The organism is Caulobacter sp. Root343 (genome assembly GCF_001425745.1).
Taxonomy (GTDB): Bacteria; Pseudomonadota; Alphaproteobacteria; order Caulobacterales; family Caulobacteraceae; genus Caulobacter.
The window spans coordinates 194305-212699 of sequence record NZ_LMDF01000007.1; the positions used below are offsets into that span (position 1 = coordinate 194305).

14 protein-coding genes are annotated in these 18395 nt (G+C 67.8%); 13 read left to right on the forward strand and 1 reads right to left on the reverse strand.

Annotated features, from left to right (window positions below; genetic code table 11):
* Positions 1–35: 35 nt before the first annotated feature.
* From ASC70_RS13515 to ASC70_RS13555, 9 genes are all read left to right on the forward strand, one after another.
* Positions 36–1313, forward strand: coding sequence for an FAD-binding oxidoreductase (locus ASC70_RS13515; protein ID WP_235519395.1), 1278 nt, complete (start codon positions 36–38; stop codon positions 1311–1313).
* Positions 1310–2518, forward strand: coding sequence for a Xaa-Pro peptidase family protein (locus tag ASC70_RS13520; RefSeq protein WP_056050885.1), 1209 nt, complete (start codon positions 1310–1312; stop codon positions 2516–2518). The genes ASC70_RS13515 and ASC70_RS13520 overlap by 4 nt, the downstream gene beginning before the upstream one ends.
* Positions 2519–2567: 49 nt before the next feature.
* Entirely contained in the window at positions 2568–4007 is a 1440-nt protein-coding gene (locus ASC70_RS13525; RefSeq protein WP_056050887.1) for an amino acid permease, read from the forward strand.
* 287 nt (positions 4008–4294) lie between these two features.
* Complete coding sequence (gene kduI / locus ASC70_RS13530) at positions 4295–5143, forward strand: 5-dehydro-4-deoxy-D-glucuronate isomerase (protein ID WP_082539715.1); 849 nt, start codon at positions 4295–4297, stop codon at positions 5141–5143.
* A 57-nt stretch (positions 5144–5200) separates the two neighbouring features.
* On the forward strand, positions 5201–6412 hold the full coding sequence (locus ASC70_RS13535) for a glycoside hydrolase family 105 protein (RefSeq protein ID WP_056050889.1): 1212 nt from the start codon (positions 5201–5203) through the stop codon (positions 6410–6412).
* Positions 6413–6420: 8 nt separating this feature from the next.
* The gene (locus tag ASC70_RS13540) at positions 6421–7674 is read left to right on the forward strand and encodes a DUF2264 domain-containing protein (RefSeq protein WP_056050891.1); all 1254 of its coding nucleotides are present in this window, start codon (positions 6421–6423) and stop codon (positions 7672–7674) included.
* Between the two features lie 106 nt (positions 7675–7780).
* On the forward strand, positions 7781–8572 hold the full coding sequence (locus ASC70_RS13545; RefSeq protein ID WP_056050893.1) for an IclR family transcriptional regulator: 792 nt from the start codon (positions 7781–7783) through the stop codon (positions 8570–8572).
* Positions 8573–8946: 374 nt separating this feature from the next.
* The gene (locus tag ASC70_RS13550; RefSeq protein ID WP_056050895.1) at positions 8947–11820 is read left to right on the forward strand and encodes a TonB-dependent receptor; all 2874 of its coding nucleotides are present in this window, start codon (positions 8947–8949) and stop codon (positions 11818–11820) included.
* A gap of 167 nt (positions 11821–11987) precedes the next feature.
* A complete protein-coding gene (locus tag ASC70_RS13555) occupies positions 11988–12761 on the forward strand; it encodes a DUF1080 domain-containing protein (protein WP_056052754.1) in 774 nt (257 codons plus the stop codon).
* 1 nt (position 12762) lies between these two features.
* Here the strand turns inward: ASC70_RS13555 and ASC70_RS13560 are convergent, their stop codons facing one another.
* The gene (locus tag ASC70_RS13560; RefSeq protein ID WP_056050897.1) at positions 12763–13770 is read right to left on the reverse strand and encodes a LacI family DNA-binding transcriptional regulator; all 1008 of its coding nucleotides are present in this window, start codon (positions 13768–13770) and stop codon (positions 12763–12765) included.
* A 179-nt stretch (positions 13771–13949) separates the two neighbouring features.
* Here ASC70_RS13560 and ASC70_RS13565 point away from each other — a divergent pair, with 179 nt between their 5' ends.
* From ASC70_RS13565 to ASC70_RS13580, 4 genes are read left to right on the forward strand one after another with little or no spacing between them, the layout of a single operon-like run.
* Positions 13950–15212 carry an MFS transporter gene (locus tag ASC70_RS13565; protein ID WP_056050899.1) on the forward strand — a complete coding sequence of 421 codons (1263 nt, stop codon included), beginning with the start codon at positions 13950–13952 and terminating at the stop codon, positions 15210–15212.
* A 22-nt stretch (positions 15213–15234) separates the two neighbouring features.
* Positions 15235–16200, forward strand: a complete 966-nt coding sequence (locus ASC70_RS13570) for a sugar phosphate isomerase/epimerase (RefSeq protein ID WP_235519396.1) — start codon at positions 15235–15237, stop codon at positions 16198–16200.
* Positions 16200–17342 (forward strand): Gfo/Idh/MocA family protein, encoded by a 1143-nt coding sequence (locus ASC70_RS13575; protein WP_056050901.1) that lies wholly within the window; start codon positions 16200–16202, stop codon positions 17340–17342. The genes ASC70_RS13570 and ASC70_RS13575 overlap by 1 nt, the downstream gene beginning before the upstream one ends.
* Positions 17339–18394, forward strand: coding sequence for a sugar phosphate isomerase/epimerase (locus tag ASC70_RS13580; RefSeq protein WP_056050903.1), 1056 nt, complete (start codon positions 17339–17341; stop codon positions 18392–18394). Before ASC70_RS13575 ends, ASC70_RS13580 begins: the two co-directional genes overlap by 4 nt.
* Position 18395 lies beyond the last annotated feature (1 nt).

The following is an 18395-nucleotide window of genomic DNA, read 5'->3' on the forward strand; positions in this document are numbered from 1 at the left end:
TGTATACGAAATGGAGATGCGGAGGTAAAGCCCGGGTGAGAAAAGCAGCCGGAACGCTGGTGATCGGAAGCGGCGTGGTCGGAAAGACCTGCGCCCTAGCCCTGCGCCGCGCCGGTGAAACGGTGACCTTGCTCGATCCGCAGGCGCCGTCTCGTCCCGCCTCGTACGGCAACGCCGGCCATATCGCGATCGAGCAGGTTGAACCCTTGGCCTCACCGGCGGCCGTGACCTCCGCGTTCGGCAGGCTCTTCGCCCTGGGCGGCCCCCTGGATTTTCGGCTCGGCGACATCGCGGCCTGGGGGCCCTGGGCGGCGCGCTTCGTGGCGGCTTCCACGCCTGGCGGCGCGGTACGGGGCCGGCGCGCGCTGGGCGCGCTGCTGGAGGACGCTTTGCCGGCCTGGCGGCGGTTGGCCGCGTCCCTGGATCGTCCCGACCTGCTGGTCGAGCGCGGTCATCTCGTCGTCTGGGAAAGCCCGGCAAGCGCCCGCGCCGGCCTCGCGGCCTGGCGGGCCGCCGACACCGGCCAGGCCCGACTGGCGCCGTTGCCCGACGCGGAGACGGCGCGACTTCGACGGCTGGTCAGCGCCCCGATCGCCGGCGGCGCGGCCTTCGAGAACACCGGACAGGTCAGTGACCCGGTCCTGATGTTGCGCCTGCTGGACGAGGCTTTTGACGCGAGCGGCGGCGAGCGGCGGCTTGGCCGCGCGGCGCGGCTCGAGAGCGTTGACGGCCAAGTCGAAGTGCTGCTGGACGACGGCCAGCGGCTGACGCCGGAACGGGTTCTGGTCGCCGGCGGGGTCGGGTCCGGGGCGCTCATGCGCGGCTTGGGCCACGCCGCGCCGGTGATCGCCGAGCGCGGCTACCACCTCGAAGGCGGCGCGGATCACTGGGACGACCTGCCGCCCGTGGTGTTCGAGGACCGTTCGCTGATCCTCACCCGGTTCGGCGACCGGCTGCGGGCCGCCAGCTTCGTCGAGTTCGGCCGCGAGGCCTCGCCGCCCGACCCGCGCAAGTGGGCGCGCCTGCGCCGCCATCTGTCCGAACTGGGCGTGCGCCTGGAAGGCCCCGTCGCCGAATGGATGGGCGCCCGGCCCACCTTGCCCGACTATCTTCCCGCCATCGGCGCCAGCCGGCGGGTCGGCGGGCTTTACTACGCCTTCGGACACCAGCATCTGGGCCTGACCCTGGCGGCGGCGACCGGCGAGCTGGTCGCGGCTCTGATGGGAGGCGGGGCGCCATCGGTCGACTTGGCGCCGTTCGATCTGGACCGCTTCGATCGCGGACTTGGCCAGAAAATGAGGAAGACGGCATGACCCTGGGCGTCGGTGGATCGACCGTGGACCAGCAATTGGCCGGACTGTCGCGCAGACCCGGACGGCCGCCGGCCATCACGATGGCCGAGTACGAGGCGCGGTTGGAACGGGCGCGAGCTTTGACCACGGCCTTGGACGCCGACGCCCTGCTGGTCGGGGCGGGGGCCAGTCTGCGCTACTTCACCGGCGTGCCGTGGGGCGCGACCGAGCGGCTGGTGGCGCTGCTGCTGCCGCGCGTCGGCAGGCCGATCATGATCTGCCCGGCGTTCGAACTGGGCTCGTTGCAAGCCGACCTGAAGATCGAGGCCGACGTCCGCCTGTGGCAGGAGCACGAGGATCCCGCAGGGCTGGTCGGACGGGCCCTGTCGGAGATCGGGGCCGACGCCCTGGCCCTGGACCCGGCGGCGCCATTCTCGCTGTTCAGCGCCCTGGGCAAGGCGGCTCCGTCGCTCCGCGCGCTCGACGCCACGCCGGTGATCGACGGCTGCCGGGGCGTCAAGTCGCCGGCCGAGCTGGCGCTGATGCGCTACGCCAAGGCCATCACCTTGGACGTCCATCGCCGCGCCGCCGCCATCCTGGCGCCAGGGATCGCCGCCAGCGCCGTCAAGCGGTTCATCGACACCGCCCACCGGGCGGCGGGCGCCGACGGCGGTTCGACCTTCTGCGCCGTTCAGTTCGGCCTCGCCACCGCCTATCCGCACGGCCTGCCCGGCGATCAGGTCCTGGCCGAGGGCGACCTGGTGCTGATCGACACCGGCTGCCAGGTCGAGGGCTACAACGCCGACATCACCCGCACCTATGTGTTCGGCGAGCCCGACGACGAGCATCGCCGTATCTGGGACATCGAGCATGAGGCCCAGGCCGCCGCCTTCGCGGCCGTACGGCCGGGCGTGCCTTGCGAAGTCATCGACGAGACCGCCCGCCGCGTGCTGCAACGCCACGGCCTGGGTCCCGACTACGCCCTGCCGGGCCTGCCGCACCGCACGGGCCACGGCATCGGCCTGTCGATCCATGAAGGCCCGTACCTGGTGCGCGGCGACCGCACGCCGCTGGCGCCGGGCATGTGCTTCTCCAACGAGCCGATGATCGTCGTGCCCGACCGGTTCGGCGTGCGGCTCGAGGACCACTTCCACGTCACCGAGGACGGCGCGGCCTGGTTCACCGAGCCCTCGCCCTCGATCGACACGCCGTTCGGTTCGCGGTGATCGCGCCCGCCCTGACATCATCCGCCGCCGACCACCTCTGGGGGACCCTATGAACTTCTGGACTCGCCGCAAGACGCTCGACGCGATCTTGACCGTGGAGGCCGACCGCCGGCTGAAGCCGACCCTGTCCTGGCCGCACCTGCTGGCCCTGGGGATCGGGGCGATCATCGGCACCGGCATCTACACCCTGACCGGCATCGGGGCCGAGCGGGCCGGACCCGCGGTGATCCTGGCCTTCGCGGCCTGCGGGGTGCTGTGCGTGTTCGCGGCCCTGGCCTATGCCGAGGTGGCGACCCTGATCCCGGCGGCCGGCAGCGCCTATACCTACGCCTATTCGGTGCTGGGCGAGGGGCTGGCCTGGATCGTCGGCTGGAGCCTGGTGCTGGAATATGCGGTGACCTGCGCCGCCGTGGCGGTGGGGTGGTCCGGTTACATGGTCGGGCTGCTGAAGAGCGCCGGGATCAACCTGCCGCCCGAGATCCTGGCCGGTCCGCACGCCGGCGGGATCATCAACCTGCCGGCCGTCCTGATCACGGTGGCGGTCACGGCCATGCTGGCCAAGGGCGCGCGCGAGAGCGCCACGCTGAACATCGGCCTGGTGGTGATCAAGATCGTCGCCCTGGCGGTCTTCGTCGGCCTGACCTTCACGGCCATCAAGGGCCAGAACTTCACGCCTTTCATGCCCTACGGCTTCGCGGCCCATACCGAGGCCGGCCACCCGCGCGGCGTGATGGCCGCCGCCGCCATCGTGTTCTTCGCCTTCTTCGGCTTCGACGCCGTCTCGACCTCGGCCGAGGAGGTCAAGAACCCCAAGCGCGACCTGACCATCGGCATCATCGGCTCGATGGTCATCTGCACGATCATCTACATGCTGGTCGCCGCCTGCGCGGTGGGGGCCTGGCCCTACGCCCAGTTCGCCGGCTCGAGCGAGCCGCTGGCGTTCATCCTGCGGGGCCTGGGCCACCCGGCCGCGGCCTTCGGCATCGCCGCCGCCGCCATCATCGCCCTGCCCAGCGTCATCCTGGTGATGATGTTCGGCCAGACCCGGGTGTTCTTCGTCATGGCCCGCGACGGCCTGTTGCCACGCGGCCTGGGCCGGCTTCACGCCAAGAGCGGCGCGCCCGTCATCCTGACCCTGATCACCGGCGCGGCCGTGGCGCTGGTCGGCGGCTTCCTGCCGTTGGCCCAGATCGCCGAGCTGTCCAACGCCGGCACCCTGTTGGCGTTCATCTGCGTGGCGGTCTGCCTGATGGTCCTGCGCGTGCGCCGGCCCGACCTGCCGCGCCTGTTCCGCTGCCCCGCGGCGTGGATCGTCGCGCCGCTCGCGGTGGTCGGCTGCCTCTATTTCATGATCAGCCTGCCGATGGGGACCTTGATCCGCTTCCTGGTTTGGAACGCGATCGGCCTGGTCGTCTATCTGGTCTACAGCCGCCGCACGAGCCTGCTGGCGCGGGGCGTCGAGGCGCCCGCGCTGCGTGAGGGAGCGTGAGTCCGGCTCGACGTTAGCGGGGCGCTCGATGTCCTGACGACACGAACACGCCGCGTTCCCGTACCGCGACGCCGTCCGCGAAAAGACGCTGAACACGATCACGGTGGGAGGCGGACGCGCGTCCGTGTGCTAGCTACGACTCATGCGTTCCGATTTTTGATCTTGCGTTTCAAAAATCAAATTGTCAGATAAATAGGACAAGAACGCGTCGAGCGACGGACGGGATAGATGCCAGCAGTCAGTATCGTAGTGGCGGTGGAGCACGGCCGGGCTCCGAGGCGCGCGCTTTGACCTACGACAAGGTTTTCTACGCCACCCATCCGGCGATGATGGACGGCGCGAGCAATCAGGATCTGCGCGATCGATACCTGATCGAGGGTCTGTTCGTCGAAGGCGCGGTCAAACTCAACTATCTGCACCAGGAGCGCCTGGTGATCGGCGGCGCGTTTCCGGTGGCGACGAGCCTGACTCTGCCCACTCAGTCCGAGCCGCCGTCGGAAGCCGGAAGGCCGCTTCTGGCCAGCCGCGAAATGGGCGTCGTCAATGTCGGGCAGGGCGTCGGTCGCGTCGTGGTCGACGGCGAGACCTTTGTCCTCGAGCCGCTGGACGCCCTCTACATCACGCGCGGCGCGGCCGACGTGCGCTTCGAGAGCGTCGAGGCGGCCAGCCCCGCGCGGTTCTATCTGGCCTCTACGCCCGCCCATGCGGGCTTCGAGACCAAGAAGATCTCCACGGCGACGGCCATTCCGTTGGAGCGCGGCTCGCGCGAGGGCGCCAACCATCGGATCATCTACCAGCTGGTCGTGCCGGGCGTCTGCGCCTCGGCCCAGCTGCTGCTGGGCCTGACCATCCTGCAGCCGGGCAGCGTCTGGAACACCATGCCGCCGCACCTGCATGACCGCCGCTCGGAGGCCTATTTCTATTTCCGCCTGGGGGACGAGCGGGCGGTGCATTTCATGGGCGAGCCCGACGCGATGCGCTCCTTGGTCATCGCCGACGAACAGGCGGTGATCTGTCCGCCCTGGTCGGTCCATACCGGGGTCGGCTCCGGCAGCTACGCCTTCATCTGGGCGATGGGCGGCGAGAACCTCGACTATGGCGACATGAACGTGCTCGACATCTGCCAGCTTCGGTAGAACCGAGAACAACAAGACGAGGCCGGGAAACAAACCCGGCCGCACACGGAGGAAGAGATGCAGCGAGTTTCCCGGAAGGCGATTGGGGCGGCGATCGGGACGGCGGCCCTGCTGGCGACGCTCTCGCCATCGGCCGTCTCGGCCGCGCCCGCGCAACCGCCGGCGGCGACACAGTCACAGGCCGTTCCGTACGCGCGAGCCGAGGTCCTCCGCCTGGCCGAGAAGGTCGCCGACTACCAGCTGGCCACCATGGCGGCCGGCTACATCCCGCCCAACACCTCGCGCGACACGGCCGATCCGAAGGGATGGGTGCAAGGCGCCCTGTTCGTCGGCCTGCGTGACCTGGCCGACCGTTCGGACAATTCGGCCTATCGCCAGGTGATCCTGGCGCGGGGCCTGGCCAACCAGTGGGAGCTAGGCAAGCGGTTCTATCACGCCGACGACCACGTGATCGGCCAGTCCTACCTGTGGGCCGCGCGCCATGGCGGCGGGGATGCGGCGATCGCGCCGCTGCGCCAACGGTTCGACGCCATCTTGACCTATCCGCCCAAGGTCGGGCTGGAGCACGCCGAATACACCGACCCGCGCGGCGTCGATTGCGACCAGCGCTGGTGCTGGAGCGACGCGCTGTTCATGGCCCCCGCGACCTGGTTCGAGCTGAGCGCGGTCACCGGCGATCCGCGTTACGCCGCCTATGCGCGCAAGGAGTTCGCGGCGGTCACCGACTTCCTCTACGACAAGGACGAACACCTCTATTACCGGGACTCGCGGTTCTTCCCCCGGCGAGGCCCCGACGGCGAGAAGGTGTTCTGGAGCCGGGGCGACGGCTGGGTGTTCGCGGGCCTGGCGCGCATCATCCCGCTGCTGCCGGCCGGCGATCCCGACCGCGTCCGGATGGAGACCGTCTTCAAGGAAATGGCCGGCAAGCTGAAGGCGATCCAGAAGCCGGACGGCTACTGGTCGCCGTCGCTGCTGTCCGATCCCAGCAAGTCGCCGCCGGAATCCAGCGGCACGGCCTTCTTCACCTACGGCATGGCCTGGGGTCTGAAGGCGGGTTTGCTCGATCGCCCCACCTACGAGCCCGTCGCGCGCAAGGGCTGGACCGCCCTGACCCGCGCCGTGCACCCGGACGGCAAGTTCGGCTACGTCCAGCCGGTCTCCGATCGTCCGGAAAGCGTCAGCTACGACGACACCCAGTTCTACGGCGTCGGCGCCTTCCTGCTGGCGGCGACGGCGATGGCGGATCTGGACCTGAAGCCGGTTCGATAGGGGCGACCATGCACAAGCGCGATTTCATGAAGGCCGCCCTCGTCGGCGCTGCGTCCCTGGGCGCTGGCGCGGCCGAGGCCGCCAAGCCGGCCAAGGCTCCGATCGACGACCGCGCCTACATGGCCGGCCTGCTGGAGAAGATCGCCAGCCCGGTCCTGTCGGCGATGTCCAAGGGCGAGCTGAAGAAGACCTTCCCGCTGGAGCTCAGCCCCACCTGGGACGGGCGCGAGTCCGGGGTGGCCTATCTGGAATGTTTCGGCCGGATGATCTCGGGTTTGTCGCCGTGGCTGAGCCTGCCGCAGGACGACACCGCCGAGGGCAAGGTCCGCAAGCGGCTCACCGAACAGGCGTTGCAGGCCTACGCGCACGCCGTGGATCCGGCCAGCCCGGACTATCTGCTCTGGCGCGGCCACGGCCAGGCCCTGGTCGATTCCGCCTATTTCACCCAGGCCCTGCTGCGCGCGCCCAAGACGTTGTGGGACCCGCTGGACGCGACCACCAAGAAGCGCATCGTCGAGGAGATCAAGGGCCTGCGCCGGGTCAATCCGCCGTTCATCAACTGGCTGCTGTTCGCGGCGATGAACGAGGCCTTCCTGCTTCAGATCGGCGAGGAATCCGATCCGATGCGGCTCAACACCGCCGTCCGCATGATCGACCAGTGGTACGTCGGCGACGGCTGGATCAAGGATGGCTCGACGTTCCACTTCGACTATTACGGCTCGTTCGTGATGCATCCGATGATGATCCAGGTGCTGGAGATCATGGAGGCCCACAAGGCGCCGTTCTGGAAGGACGACCTGACCAAGTGGCGCGAACTGGCCGTCAAGCGGGCTCAGCGCTACAGCGAGCACTTGGAGCGGTTCGTTTCGCCCGAGGGGACCTTCCCGCCGTTCGGCAGGTCGCTGACCTATCGCACGGCCGTGTTCCAGCCGCTGGCGCTGCTGGCCTGGCGCAAGCAACTTCCGGCCAAGTTGTCGGAGGGGCAGGTGAGGGCGGCGCTGGTCGCCGCGCACAAGGCCGTGTTCACCCAGCCCAGCAATTTCACTGAAGGCGGCTTTCTGACCATCGGCTTCGTGGGCCACAACCCGGCCCTGGGCGACTGGTATTCGAACAACGGCAGCATGTACGTCACCACGGAAGGCTTTCTGGCCCTGGGCTTGCCCGCGTCGGACGGCTTCTGGACCACGCCCTCGCTGCCGTGGACCCAGAAGCTGGCGTTCGCCGGGCAACCGTTCCAAAAAGACTATGCGGTCGACTATTGAGCGGAACGGCGGCCTTGGGGCGGCCATTGCATTCTGGCCTTGGAGCCGTATCACTATTCGGTACGGCGCACGGCAATGTCGCGGTGAGCCCGCGTGAACGGTTGATATGACGGACACCGCCCCGATGGATGCGGACGAGGCGTCCTCGCCCCGAACGAGCGCCGGCGCCCAGACCCTGTTCAAGGGGCTGGAGGTGCTCAGCCGCGTGGCCAAGGGCGACACGACGCTGGGCAAGATGGCCAAGTCGCTGGATCTGAACAAGACGACCGTGCACCGCCTGGCCTCCACCCTGGTCGAGGCGGGCTTCCTGTCGTTCTCGCCGCGGGAAGGCTATGCGCTGGGGACCAAGCTGCTGGAACTCGGTTACGCCGCCTCTCAGCAGATCACGCTCACCCGCGTCAGCCATGACCACCTGCGCCAGCTCTCGCTGGACACCGGCGACACGGTCAATCTGGGCGTCCTCGACCGCGATCAGGTGCACTATATCGACAAGATCCCCGGGACGCGGCGCATCGAGGTGCGATGCGTGATCGGCGAGCGGCAACCCTTGCGGCATACGGGCCTGGGCAAGGCGCTGTTGTTGGACGAGGGCGAAGATTTCCTGCGCGAGGTGTTCCAGCGCGAAGCCGCGATCCTCCCCCGCTATCGCTACGACCTTCGCCAGTGGCTCGACGTCATGGCGCGGTATCGCGCGCTCGGCTACGCCCTCGATCTCGACGAGAACGAGGACCACATCCGATGCGTCGCCGCGCCGATCCGCGACATTGGCGGCAAGATCGTCGCCGCCGTTTCGGTGTCCTCGGTCGCCCAATACATGGACGACGCCCGGATCGAGACCGTGGCGGCCTATGTCAAGGAAACGACCCTGAAGATCAGCGCCGAGTTCGGCTACCGCTGAGGCGCGATTCGGTCGCTGGCCCGGACGCCGCCGCCGCCCCGGCGTACCTCTCCCACGCTCCGAACCCACCGGTTTCGTGTTGCTGGCGCGCAACAATAGGCGCCGAAACGCGCCTTAACCTGAAAAATCATACAAATGGCGTTCCTCTATATGTTGGAGCGCTTCGCTATGTGTTACGCCTTGCGTCAGAAGCGAAAAGCTCGACCGCGAGGAAACATGCCTAGACCGACGAAGCGGGATTCCACCGCTTAGCGCACACACCTGCGTCTGTTCTCGAATTTGAAACGCGCCGCCACCGGCGGACAGCTCCCTCGATCGATCGAGGGGGACGGGGAAACTGCGCGGCCGAAAAGCGCCGCGAGGGGAGGGACACCATGAAGAAGAAGCAACTGCTGCTGACGACGATTCTGGCCTTGGGAATGGGCGGCGCCGCGACGGCGTCTTGGGCCCAGGACGCGGCCTCGGCCCGCGACACCGCCAAGGCGAGCGACACGCGGAACGACGCGGCGAACGACACCATCGAGGAAGTGGTCGTCACCGGATTCCGGTCCTCGCTGCAAAAATCGCTAGGCCTGAAGAAGGAAGCGATCGGCGTCCGGGACTCGATCGTGGCCGAGGACATCGGCAAGTTCCCCGAGGCCAACGTCGCCGAGGCGCTGCAGCGCATCCCCGGCGTCTATCTGGGCCGCGACGGCGCGTCCAACGAAGGCCAGCGGATCTCGATCCGCGGCCTGGGCTCGGACTACAACGTCACGACCATCAATGGCGCGCCGGTTCGGACGACGTCATCCAGCAACGTCGGCGGCTCGTCGCGCGACTTCAACTACGACGTCTTCGCCTCGGAACTGTTCGGGCGGGTGGACTTCTACAAGACGCCGCTGGCTGAACTGGAAGAAGGCGGGATCGGCGGCGTCGTCGACCTGCAGACGCCGCGTCCGTTCGACCATCCGGGCCGCGCCATCCGCTATCAGGTGGTGGGGTCGTATAACGACAAGTCCAAGCACCTGGATCCGGCCGGCTTCGCCCTGATCTCCAACACCTGGGGCAATTTCGGCGCCCTGCTGGCCGTGGCCCATTCCAAGAGCGTCAACAACCGCTCGGGCTTCGAGGCCACCGGCGGCTACAACAGTCACGCCCTGGGCAGCCTGTCGCCAAACAAGGGGCCGTTCGCGGTCACGCTGGACTTCGCCGATCCGCGCTACAATCCCGGCAGCCTGACCCGGGCCCAGATCGAGAACGGCTATCTGCCGCGCTTCTATCGCTACTACGGCGGCGAGAACACCCGTGAGCGCACCGGCGCCGTCGGGTCGCTGCAGTATCAGAACGACAAGTTCAACATCAGCGTCGACGGCCTCTATTCGAAGCTGACGGATTCGCTGGACGAATACACCTTCGGCCTGCCGATCCGGAACTCGAAGACCACCAACACGGCCGCCCAGGCCGGCGCGCCGGGCCACAACGGCCTCGTGCCGATCAACGTCACCCTGGATCCGAAATCGAACCTGCTGGAAGGCACGTTCGGCAACACGTCCTATCTGGGCGAAAGCTACTTCTACAACGCCGAGACCAAGTTCAAGATGGTCTCGTTCAACGCCAACTATCAGCTGACCGACCGCCTGAAGCTGACGGCCCAGGGCAGCCTGAGCAAGAGCGACGCCTTCTTCACCGGCAACCGTCTGCTCACCAACCTGTACGGCGTGACGTCGACGATCGACTTCACCGACGACCACGTCTATCCGGCCCTGTCGGCGCCGGGCGTCGACTTCACCAACCCGGCCAACTACCAGGACTTCGGCGTCGGCTTCGACTGGCGCCGCGAGGTCGACAAGGAAAAGACGGCCAAGTTCATCGCCGACTACGACTACGGCCTGTTTGGCGTGGAAGGTCACCTGAAGGGCGGCCTGGCCTACGTCTCGACGAAAAAGAACACGACCAAGCGCAACGCAACGGCCGCGGGCACCGCCAAGCTGAACTCGGTCGGAACGGCCGGCCTGCGCGCGGCCATGCTGCACGACGTGCCGATCGACCACCTGGTGATCGGATCGGGCTATCCGCAGGCCTGGGCGACCTTCGACCGCGCCTACATGATGAGCACGTTCGACCCGATCAACACGGCCAAGGCCACGTCGCCCGACTTCAACGCCAGCTTCGGCGCCGAGGAAGAGATCAAGACGGCGTTCGTCCAGACCGACCTCAAGGGCCAGGTCTTCGACCGCACCCTGCGCGTCAATGTCGGGGTGCGCTATTCCGAGACCAACACCGACATCGACAACTACCTGCGCAAGACCGACGGCGCGGTGACGACCTATGTGCCCAACAAGGCCGACGGCTCGTACAAGAACACCCTGCCGTCGGCCAGCTTCGCCTACGACCTGACCGACAAGCTCACCTGGCGTGGGTCGTGGGGCAAGACGATCACCCGCGCCTCGCTGTCGATCATCGCCGGCAACACGGTCATCCCCAACATCTACGACACGCGCGCGACGTCGGGGAATCCGGACCTGCTGCCCCAGATCTCGACCAACTATGACACCGGCGTGGAGTGGTACTTCGGGCGCGGCGGCATTCTCAGCGCCGGCTTCTTCAAGAAGGAGCTGAAGGACACCACGGTCTCGACGACGACCACCGTGCCCTTCTCGTCCTTGGGCCTGCCGGACACCGCGCTTGGGCCGATCTTCCAGAATCCGGCGACCGGCAAGGTCGATCCGAACCTGCCGATCACCCTGGCGACCTACTATAACCAGGGCACGATCAAGCTGGACGGCTACGAGTTGGCCTACCAACAGTCGTTCGACTTCCTGCCGGGAATCTGGAGCGGCCTGGGCGCCCTGGCCAGCTTCACCCATGTCAACACGTCGGGCTACGACTACACCACCACCGGCGGCAAGATCATCAACGTCAACACGGTGCCGAAATATTCGTACAGCCTGACCGGCTATTACGAGAAGGGGCCGTTCGGTCTTCGCCTGTCCTACAACTACAAGGCCAAGAACATCATCGAGACCACCAACAACGGCTCGGACCTGCAACGCTGGCACGCCGGCTCCGGGTTCCTCGATGGCAACGTGACCTACAAGATCAACGACAGCATCGAAGTGCGCCTCGACGCGCTGAACCTGACCAACGCCCTGACGTGGGACTACTTCGACGACGTGAGCGGTCGCTATGGCGACGGCCGCAAGTCGCGGATGGACTACGCCAAGTTCAATGGGCGGACGATCAAGTTCGGCGTGCGCGGCAAGTTCTAGGACCGCTGGAGGGAAGGCTGACGCCTTCCCTCCGTTCGCGAATCCAGCGCCGGTGGGGTCATGCCTCGCCGGCGTTTTCTTTCGACTCTAGCGGACCGCGTTTCGGCGTCTATGGTGCGCACGCCCACCGCTTGGAGCGACGAACCGACATGAAATCGAAGAGCGTGATGCGCGCGTCCGCGCTGCTTGGCCTTAGCGGACTGCTGGTCGGGTCGCTGGCCCTGGCCCAGACCAAGCCTGAAGAGACCGAGGTCTGGAAGCCGACGCCGTCGGTGGTCACGCCGGCGCGGGAGGCGGGCGGCGCGCCCTCGGACGCCTTGGTGCTGTTCGACGGTCACAACCTCGATCAGTGGGTCTCCACCAACGACAAGTCGCCGGCCGGCTGGACCGTCGCCGGCGGCGTGGTGACCGTCGACAAGACGCGCGGCAACATCGAGACCAAGCGCGCCTTCCGTGACTATCAGCTGCACCTGGAATGGCGCATTCCGGCGGACATCACGGGCGCGGGCCAGGCGCGCGGCAACAGCGGCGTCTTCCTGGCCTCCACCGGTCCTGGCGATCACGGCTACGAGGTGCAGATTGTCGACTCGTACGAGAACGCGACCTACGTGAACGGCCAGGCGGCCAGCGTCTACAAGCAGCATCCGCCGCTGGCCAACGCCAGCCGCAAGCCCGGCGAGTGGCAGGCCTACGACATCGTCTGGCGGGCTCCGGTGTTCGGCGCCGACGGCGCGATCGCCAGACCCGCGACGGTGACCGTGCTGCACAATGGCGTGCTGGTGCAGGACAACGCGACCGTGGCCGGCGAGACCGTCTATATCGGCAAGCCCGCCTACAAGGCCCACGGGGCGGCGCCGATCAAGCTGCAGGCCCATGGCGATCCCAGCGCGCCGATCAGCTTCCGCAACATCTGGGTCCGCGAGATCCCGCCGCGCCCCTAGTCTAGACCGGCGGCGGGCCCGTGCTCGCCCGGACGACCAGCCGGTGGGGCAGGGTGACGTTCTGCAGGGCGCTGGCGCGGTCGGCCAGGATGTCGAGCAACAGCCGCACGACCTCGTGGCCGATCTGCTCCATGGGCTGGCTGACCGTGGTCAGTTTCGGCTCCAGGTACTGGGCGAAGCGGATGTCGTCGAACCCGACCAGCGACACGTCGTCCGGGCAGCGCAGGCCGCGTTGCCGGATCGCCTCCAGCGCGCCCATGGCCATCTCGTCGCTGAAGCAGAAGATCGCCGTCGGCCGGCCCGGCTCGTCCAGCAGCTCACCGGCCTGGCGTACACCAGACTCGATGGAGAAGTCGCCGACGGCGATGCGCAGGGCGCTGGTCCGGCCGTGGCGCTGGGCCGCCGAGAGCACGCCAGCCAGGCGGTCGCTGCTGATCGGGCTGGCCAGCGGTCCGGTCACCACCCCGACCCGGGTGTGGCCCAGGCCGTAGAGATACTCCACCACCTCGGCGGCAGCGCCCTCGTTGTCGATATGGGCGCTGGACACCGCCAGGCCCGGGCGGAACTCGCAGCCGTTGACGATCGGCGTGCGCGCGCCCTTGGCGGCGACCATCTCGGCCAGCACATCGGGCAGGCGGTGGCCCAGGAAGATGAGGCCGTCGGCCTCCTTGCGGCGGAACATCGCCGCGTACTGCTCCTCGCGCGCCTCCTCGTGGCGGGTGTCGCCCAGAAGCACGGAGTAACCAGCCGCCAAGGCGGCTTCCTCGACGCCGCGGATCACCTGCGAGAAGAACGGGTTGGAGATGTCCGGCACGGTGACGAGAATCTTCTCGGTCCGCAGGGTGCGCAGGCTCTTGGCCGCGAAGTTCGGCTCGTAGCCGAGGCGGGTGACGGACTCCATCACCTTCAGCCGGGTCGGCTCCAGCACGAGTTCGGGCGCGCTGAACACCCGCGAAACCGTCGCGGTCGAGACACCGGCGTCGCGCGCAACATCTTGAATGGTGGCCATTGGCGCGACACTGGCGACATGCCGCCGGCTTTGCAAGGCGCAGCTCGCCGGTCCCGAGCGACGTTACCCGGTTGCCGGTTTGATGGACCCCTGTTATCGATGATTTCGATTACATCGGAGCGGATGCGGTCCAAAAGGGCCGAAACATCCGTCCAAGCTGGTCGGGGAGGGCCAGGACCATGAAGACGAGCTTCCGGCTCTTTCTGATGATGGTGCTCCAGTTGGCGATCTGGGGCGCCTGGGCGCCCAAGATCTTCCCCTATATGGGCATGCTGGGTTTCGCGCCGTGGCAGCAGTCGCTGGTCGGCAGCGCCTGGGGCGTGGCCGCCCTGGTCGGGATCTTCTTCTCCAACCAGTTCGCCGACCGCAACTTCTCCGCCGAGAGGTTCCTGGCCATCAGTCACCTGATCGGCGGCCTGGCCCTGGTCGGTACGGCGCTGTCGACCAGCTTCTGGCCGTTCTTCGCCTGTTACCTGATCTTCAGCCTGGTCTATGTGCCGACTCTGTCGGTGACCAACTCGATCGCCTTCGCCAACCTGCGCGACCCGGCCGGCGAGTTCGGCGCGGTGCGCATGGGCGGCACGGTCGGCTGGGTGCTGGTCAGCTGGCCCTTCGTGTTCCTGCTGGGCGCCCACGCCGGGGCTGAACAGGTGCGATGGATCTTCCTGGTCGCGGCGATCATCTCGTTCGCCTTCGCGGCCTACGCCCTGACGCTGCCGCATACGCCGCCGCGCAAGGACGTGGCCGGGATCGACAAGTTGGCCTGGCGGCGCGCCTTCAAGCTGCTGGGCGCGCCGTTCGTGCTGGTGCTGTTCGTCGTCACCTTCATCGATTCCGTGATCCATAACGGCTACTTCGTCATGGCGGACGCCTTCCTGACCAATCGGGTCGGGATCGCCGGCAATCTCAGCATGGTGGTGCTGAGCCTAGGTCAGGTGGCCGAGATCCTGACCATGTTCCTGCTGGGGCGCGTGCTGGCCAAGCTGGGCTGGAAGGTCACCATGATCATCGGCGTCCTGGGCCACGCCGCGCGCTTCGCGGTGTTCGCCTTCTTCGCCGACAGCATTCCGGTGATCGTGGCCGTGCAGCTGCTGCACGGGATCTGCTACGCCTTCTTCTTCGCCACGGTGTACATCTTCGTGGACGCGGTCTTCCCCAAGGACGTCCGCTCCAGCGCCCAGGGCCTGTTCAACCTGCTGATCCTGGGCGTCGGCAACGTGGCGGCCAGCTTCCTGTTCCCCACCCTGGTCGGCCGCCTGAGCCACACCGGGGCCGATGGCGCCGCGGTGGTCGACTATACGAGCCTGTTCATGGTTCCGACCGGCCTGGCGTTGGCGGCCGTCTGCCTGCTGGCCCTGTTCTTCAAGCCGCCGACCCGCGGACCGGTCGCCGAGGTCGATGAAGCCCCGCCCGCCGCGGCGATCACCCCGGTCCAGCTCTAGTCCTCAGAAAAGGATAGCCCTCGTGCGCGCAAACGCTTCCGCCACCGGCCTCGATCTCTCCCGCCGCGGCCTCCTCGCCGCCGGCGCGGCCACGCTCGGCGCGGCCTGGACCACCGCCGCCGCCGCGGCGGAGGCGCCGTTCTTCCAGCGCCACAAGCTGCCGGTCGGCATCCAGCTCTACACCCTGGGTCCGGACCTGCAGAAGGACCTGGACGCTCAACTCGCGACGGTCGCCAAGATCGGCTTCAAGTCGGTGGAGCTGGCCGGCTATCTGGGCCGCACGCCGGCCGAGCTGCGCGCCGCCTTCGACAAGGCGGGCCTGGTCTGCCCCAGCGCCCACATCTCGCCCAAGGGCGCCAGCGGCCCCAGCTTCAGCGGCGACCTGGCCAAGCTGGCCGACGACCTGCACGTGATCGGGGTGAAGGCGGCGATCATGCCGATCCTCTACATCCCCGACCGCCTGGGCGGCGATCTGCGCTCGGCCGGCGCGCAGATGACGGCCGACGACTGGAAATGGAACGCCGATTTCCTGAACGAGAAGGCCGCCGTCCTGAAGAAGGCCGGCATCGTCACCGGCTATCACAACCACAATTTCGAGTTCGCTCCGCTCCAAGACGCCAAGATGGGCGAAACGACCGGCATGGAGATCCTGCTGAAGGGCACGGACCCGAACCTCGTCACCTTCGAAATGGACGTCGGCTGGGTCACGGCGGCCGGCAAGGATCCGTTCGCCCTGCTGAAGGCGCATCCGCACCGCTTCACCCAGATGCACGTCAAGGACATCAAGGCCAGCACCAAGCCCAACTTCGTCCTCCAGCAGGATCCGACCGAGGTCGGCGCCGGCATGATCCCGTGGACCAAGCTGCTGCCCGCCGCCTACGCCGCCGGAGTCCGGGGCTTCTATGTCGAGCAGGAGCCGCCGTTCGCCCATAGTCGGCTGGAATCGGCCAAGATCAGCTTCGACTACCTGGCGAAAGTGACGGCCTGATGAGCGGACGGGCGCCCCTGCGGCTGGCCATGGTCGGCGGCGGTCCCGGCTCGTTCATCGGGCCGGTGCATCGCATGGCCGCCGAGCTGGATGGCCGTATCCGGCTGACCGCCGGCGTGTTCAGCCGCGATCCCGAAAAGAGCGCGCGGGCCGCCGACGACTGGGGCGTGCCGCGCCATCGGGTCTATCCGGACCATCACGCGATGATCGCGGCCGAAGGGGCGCGGGAAGACGGCGTCGATCTGGTCGCCGTGGTCACGCCCAACCACCTGCACTTCGACGTCTCGGCCGCCGCGCTGCGCGGCGGACTGCACGTGATCAGCGACAAGCCCGCGACCTTGAACCTGGCCCAGGCCAAGGAGTTGGCCGACATCGTCGCCGCGTCCGGCAAGCTCTACGGCCTGACCTACACCTATACCGGCTATCCGATGGTCCGCGAGGCGCGCGAGATCGTGGCGCGCGGCGATCTCGGCGCCGTGCGCAAGGTCGTCGTCGAATATTCGCAAGGCTGGCTGTCGCGACCGCTTGAGCGGGAAGGCAACAAGCAGGCCGACTGGCGCTCGGATCCGGCCCAGTCGGGCGTGGGCGGCTGCATCGGCGACATCGGGGTCCACGCCTTCAACATCGCCGAGTTCATCACAGGAAACCGTGTCGAGCGGCTCTGCGCCGACGTCGCCACCGTGGTTCCTGGCCGGAACCTGGACGACGACTGCAACGTGCTGCTGCGGTTCGCGGGCGGCGCGCGCGGCGTGCTGATCGCCTCGCAGATCTCGGCGGGCGCGCGCAACGGCCTGAAGATCAGCGTCTATGGCGAGAAGGGCGGCCTGACCTGGTCGCATGAGCGCCATACGGAGCTGACGCTGGACTGGCTGGACGGCCCGTCCCAGGTGCTGCACGCGGGCTCGGCCTATCTGGGCGCCGGCGCCCGGGCCGTGACGCGGATCCCGACCGGCCATCCGGAAGGCTTCATCGAGGCCTTCGCCAACATCTATCGCGACTTCGCCGACGCGATCCAAGGGCGCGGCGCGGGGCTCGTGCCCGACATCGTCGAGGGCGTGCGCGGCATGGCCTTCGTCGAGCGCGCCGTGGCCGCCAGCCGCGCCGACGCCGGCTGGGTGCTGCTTGAAGGAGAAGGGCGATGAAGACGCTCAAGGGACCCGGTATCTTCCTGGCCCAGTTCATCGGCGCCGAGCCGCCGTTCGACAGGCTGGAGACCATGGCCGCCTGGGTCGCCGACCTCGGCTACGTCGGCGTACAGATGCCGACCGGCGGCGCGGACTCGTTCTTCGACCTGGCGCGGGCCGCCGAAAGCCAGACCTATTGCGACGACATCGCCGGGCTGCTCGCCGGTCATGGCCTGCAGATCACCGAGTTGTCGACCCACCTGCAGGGCCAGCTGGTCGCCGTCCATCCGGCCTATGACGAGCTGTTCGACGGTTTCGCGCCGCCCGAGCTGCGCGGCAAGCCCAAGGAGCGCCAGGCCTGGGCGGTGGGGCAGCTGAAGGCCGCCGCCGTCGCCAGTCGCCGCCTGGGCCTGAACGCCCACGCCACCTTCTCGGGCGCCCTGGCCTGGCCGTACTTCTATCCCTGGCCGCAGCGACCCGCCGGCTTGGTCGAGGAAGCCTTCGCCGAGCTGGGCCGCCGCTGGAAGCCGATCCTGGACGTCTTCGACAAAGAGGGCGTCGACGTCTGCTATGAGATCCATCCGGGCGAGGACCTGCACGACGGGGCGACGTTCGAGCGGTTCCTGGACGAGGTCGGCGGCCATCCGCGCGCCAACATCCTCTACGACCCCAGCCACTTCGTGCTGCAGCAGCTGGACTATCTCGGCTACATCGACCGCTATCACGAGCGGATCCGCGCCTTCCACGTGAAGGACGCCGAGTTCCGCCCGTCGGCCCGGTCCGGCGTCTACGGCGGCTACCAGGGCTGGGCCGAGCGGCCCGGCCGCTTCCGGTCGCTGGGCGATGGCCAGGTGGACTTCAAGGCGATCTTCTCGAAGCTGGCCCAGTACGACTATGCCGGCTGGGCGGTGCTGGAGTGGGAGTGCGCCTTGAAGCACCCCGAACAGGGCGCCCGCGAAGGCGCGCCGTTCATCCGCGACCATATCATCCAGGTGACGGACCGGGCGTTCGACGACTTCGCCGGCAGCGCGCCCGACGGCGACCGCAATCGGCGTCTATTGGGTCTCTAGA

Bases quoted from the DNA above. Each gene is read 5' to 3' on its own strand.
- ASC70_RS13520 (WP_056050885.1), top strand. From the start codon at position 1,310: ATGACCCTGGGCGTCGGTGGATCGACCGTGGACCAGCAATTGGCCGGA.
- ASC70_RS13525 (WP_056050887.1), top strand. From the start codon at position 2,568: ATGAACTTCTGGACTCGCCGCAAGACGCTCGACGCGATCTTGACCGTG.
- ASC70_RS13535 (WP_056050889.1), top strand. From the start codon at position 5,201: ATGCAGCGAGTTTCCCGGAAGGCGATTGGGGCGGCGATCGGGACGGCG.
- ASC70_RS13540 (WP_056050891.1), top strand. From the start codon at position 6,421: ATGCACAAGCGCGATTTCATGAAGGCCGCCCTCGTCGGCGCTGCGTCC.
- ASC70_RS13545 (WP_056050893.1), top strand. From the start codon at position 7,781: ATGACGGACACCGCCCCGATGGATGCGGACGAGGCGTCCTCGCCCCGA.
- ASC70_RS13550 (WP_056050895.1), top strand. From the start codon at position 8,947: ATGAAGAAGAAGCAACTGCTGCTGACGACGATTCTGGCCTTGGGAATG.
- ASC70_RS13555 (WP_056052754.1), top strand. From the start codon at position 11,988: ATGCGCGCGTCCGCGCTGCTTGGCCTTAGCGGACTGCTGGTCGGGTCG.
- ASC70_RS13560 (WP_056050897.1), bottom strand. From the start codon at position 13,770: ATGGCCACCATTCAAGATGTTGCGCGCGACGCCGGTGTCTCGACCGCG.
- ASC70_RS13565 (WP_056050899.1), top strand. From the start codon at position 13,950: ATGAAGACGAGCTTCCGGCTCTTTCTGATGATGGTGCTCCAGTTGGCG.
- ASC70_RS13575 (WP_056050901.1), top strand. From the start codon at position 16,200: ATGAGCGGACGGGCGCCCCTGCGGCTGGCCATGGTCGGCGGCGGTCCC.
- ASC70_RS13580 (WP_056050903.1), top strand. From the start codon at position 17,339: ATGAAGACGCTCAAGGGACCCGGTATCTTCCTGGCCCAGTTCATCGGC.